This is a genomic window from Myroides albus (assembly GCF_009711045.1).
Taxonomy (GTDB): Bacteria; Bacteroidota; Bacteroidia; order Flavobacteriales; family Flavobacteriaceae; genus Flavobacterium; species Flavobacterium album_A.
The window spans coordinates 1-3,276 of sequence record NZ_WMJX01000092.1 but is presented as its reverse complement, the minus strand read 5'-3'; the positions used below and the strand labels follow the sequence as shown (position 1 = coordinate 3,276).

Annotated in this window: 3 protein-coding genes; all 3 read right to left on the bottom strand. The window is 33.6% G+C overall.

The window, feature by feature from the left end; all coding sequences use genetic code 11:
• A partial coding sequence (locus GJV76_RS16025) for a hypothetical protein (protein ID WP_230381580.1) occupies nt 1–218 on the bottom strand: 218 nt, incomplete at its 3' end.
• A gap of 641 nt (nt 219–859) precedes the next feature.
• Nucleotides 860–1,918 carry a hypothetical protein gene (locus GJV76_RS15295; RefSeq protein WP_155093451.1) on the bottom strand — a complete coding sequence of 353 codons (1,059 nt, stop codon included), beginning with the start codon at nt 1,916–1,918 and terminating at the stop codon, nt 860–862.
• Nucleotides 1,919–2,038: 120 nt separating this feature from the next.
• A complete protein-coding gene (locus GJV76_RS15290) occupies nt 2,039–2,701 on the bottom strand; it encodes a HEAT repeat domain-containing protein (protein ID WP_155093450.1) in 663 nt (220 codons plus the stop codon).
• Nucleotides 2,702–3,276 lie beyond the last annotated feature (575 nt).

The window sequence follows — 3,276 nt, the reverse complement described above, 5'->3', positions numbered from 1 at the left end:
TTCGAATTAACATCTGTCCGATTTTTAGGGAAGCCTACATTAATATTTTTAAGTGGATCAAGGGAACTTATTATTCCCATAGTAACTATAATACTTAAATTTCGAACATTACTTAGGTATTGTAATGCGCTTAAATCGCCTTCTTCTAAAAGTTTTTCTGTTGTTATTTCGTACAGTACTAATAAGTCAGAATAATTGACAAGCAGTTCATTTAACATGCTCAAGCATTTACTATCAAACTCTTTATTACTGATATAGACACTTGATGAAGTAATCAATTTTTCCTCTAAGGTTAAAACATTACCTTGGTTTATCTTTGAAAAAAAAGTCTTTGTTTCATTATTATACTATTAAATGTAAATCTCTATTTAGACCTATCTTTGGTCAATACTCTTGTTTTACCCTCTAGGTTTTACATACGAAATCATCGCTTGGATGTATTGGCGGTGTATAGGTGTTAGTGCGGGGTAAGGTACTTGTCAATTAAATTGCGTTTGTTTATGTTCATCTACGATCAATACAAAACCAGCCAACAAGAGTTCTTCTCCTTTCTTTAGCGCTATGCTAGGCATTAAACTATCACAACTCTTATGTTGTTCTTCTCCCCTAGTTATCTCGCTCAAAAGCAGTCTCAATTTCAACAGAACAGCCTGATTAGACGCTGACGCACTAAACGCCGACTTCACTATCAAAGGTAATGTCGCGAGTCAACTGATGTTCTTTTGCCAATTTTCTTGCCAATTGCTCAACGGAATATCCACCGCGCCTTTTTTACCAAAATAGGAATCAAAGTAGTGAAAATTCGTGCAAATGATGGAGAAAACACGTGGAGTACTCTAGTAAAATACAAGGAAAAAACTCATTCATTTTCTTCTTCTTTACGGTAAGTTTTCAGTTGTCGTTTGAGACTATCTTTGATTATTTTAGCACTAATTTTCTTGCTGCAATACAGTAATTCAGCAGTAAAATCAAGCTGTTGATTGGCTAGTAACGCATCAGCTATAAAGGACCACAAATTATCTTTTAAACTAAAGTCTGACGGAGCCCATCTCACCCTAGCTGGAATTGCATCCAACAGTTGTTGTAAGTAGGCAAAGTTCTCATGTGTTTGATTGGCTTTGTTATAGCGAAAAGCATTGGCCAGAATTATTTCCTGCACGTACAAATTAGGAGCTTCAAACGCTAGAGCATTCAATAGTGTTTGAATAGCATTAAACGATTCCTTTTTCACTAAAGGCAAGAAAGCGGCGACATAATATGCAGGTCCAAAGGGTTTGTTTTGAACTAACGCCATTACCTCCTCTAAAGGATGTTGAGTAGCAGAGGTTTCGATAAAAATGGTCTTGATTTCCTCTAAGTCATCAATATCTTTTCGGGCATCACATTTTTTTAAGACCTGAAGAAAATTTGCTTTATCTCCACGACTAGCATAATAGTGTGCGAGTAATCGATAACTGCGGTAGTGATACGCCTTGTCCTTTATTTTAGGAATTAGAGCTAGACTTGTTTCAATATTGTCCTCCAACACTAGTTTTTCAATGGTAAAATTGACCAATCGACTCTGCAAAATTTCATCTGTTGCCGCTTCTATATAGCCTTGTAAAGACTGGGTAGATACGTTCTCATTTTCACAGACTTGCAACAAGTGATAGACCACATCGAGAAAGGAATACGGATACCGTTGATTGTGTACCTCAAGTGTTGGATCCGCCTGCTCAAGCGCTTCAAGTGCTTGTCTAACGAGCTGTTGTAAGGATTTTCCTAACATTTTTCCCTTTCTTTGTTGATCGAGAATAAGGGCTTTAGCCAGAAAGTCTTGGGTATCAATACGCGATATGACCACTTCATTGGACAAGGTATAGTCTTGCATCCAATTGATTAATTGGATACAGATGGATATTTCTTCTTCTTGTTTCATAACAGCAAGCAAAAAAGACAAGTGAACTCGTCCTTTGTTTTTCTTTTTTATAAAGGTAAGCAAAAAACAGTAAACCTAGTTTGATACGCAGCCTTACTATACAAAGAAAGGATTCAAAGCTTACTCTGCGTATACTTTCTTACCTTTTCTAACTTTTTCAATTAGATTATGTCTTTTTCCTAAATACTCATCTTTAGAACATTCTTCTATAAAACTACTAATTTTAGGGTCTTTTCTATTCCACTTAGACATTGCAGATAACAAATACTCTCTTGGGTCAAAAACTCCAACCTTATGTTGTTCTTTTATAAGAGATTTTTTTAAATTAACTGCATCTATAAGTTTATAAATATCTTTTATTTCAGGGACAACATCATCAAATGCCAACGATTTTAATGCTCCATTAAGTACTGATAAATTGCCTTCTTTCAATAATTCCAGAATAGGAATTATATCATTTTTATTTTCCCTTTTTATTCTTATAAATGCTAAAGTTGCCTCATTAGTTATCATGTCATGTATTATATTATTCTCTATGATAATAGATAACTCTTGAAGAACATTCTTATACTTAATTTTACCTAAAGCTTTTATCATTATACATTGTGTTTCCCATGCTTTTAGATTCTTACTTTCTTTCAGATATGCTTGGTATAATGAATCACCAAGGTCAACTATTCCAAAATCACCTATCAATTTAGCTGCTTTTCTTCTTTCAGGTGCTTTGGAAGATTCTAATAATAATTTTAAATCTTCAATACTTTCTTTTAGAACTTTTGCCATATATCTTCTTTATTTTTTCTACATTTTTTTACTAACTCTTTTGTCATAATTCTAATCTACAATTTAACCGAAGTATACTTTGATCTTACTGAAACCGCTTGAGTTGCACCATCAACATAAGAATTAGCATCGTTGTGTAATGGTGTGAATGATCAGACTACAAACAGGATTTTGTTTATTTGCTACTTTGATCTTATCAGTTACATTATCAGTTACATTTACTTCATAATAATATTGTTCTAATCCTCTTGGTCTATTTTTCCCAACTTAATCTTGACACACCTTACCACCACATTTCTATTGAAAAATAAGGATTTGTCCTTATTTTATGAATATAAGCAGTGAGCTCACCTGTTCTTTTAATCAAAGTATCACCTATTTCGATATTTTGTACATACTGACTCCATCTTCTTCCTGGATCAGTAATAGTTTTATCTACATTAGTATATGGATCTGTCCCCCTCTACTATAAAATAGTGGCGTCCTTTTTGAATAGGAAGTTTTTTAACTATTACTATACACTCTGTCTTTAACTCATTGTATGTCTTCAAACTAATGTAGACTTTTAGGACGTA

Bases quoted from the DNA above. Each gene is read 5' to 3' on its own strand.
- GJV76_RS15295 (WP_155093451.1), bottom strand. From the start codon at position 1,918: ATGAAACAAGAAGAAGAAATATCCATCTGTATCCAATTAATCAATTGG.
- GJV76_RS15290 (WP_155093450.1), bottom strand. From the start codon at position 2,701: ATGGCAAAAGTTCTAAAAGAAAGTATTGAAGATTTAAAATTATTATTA.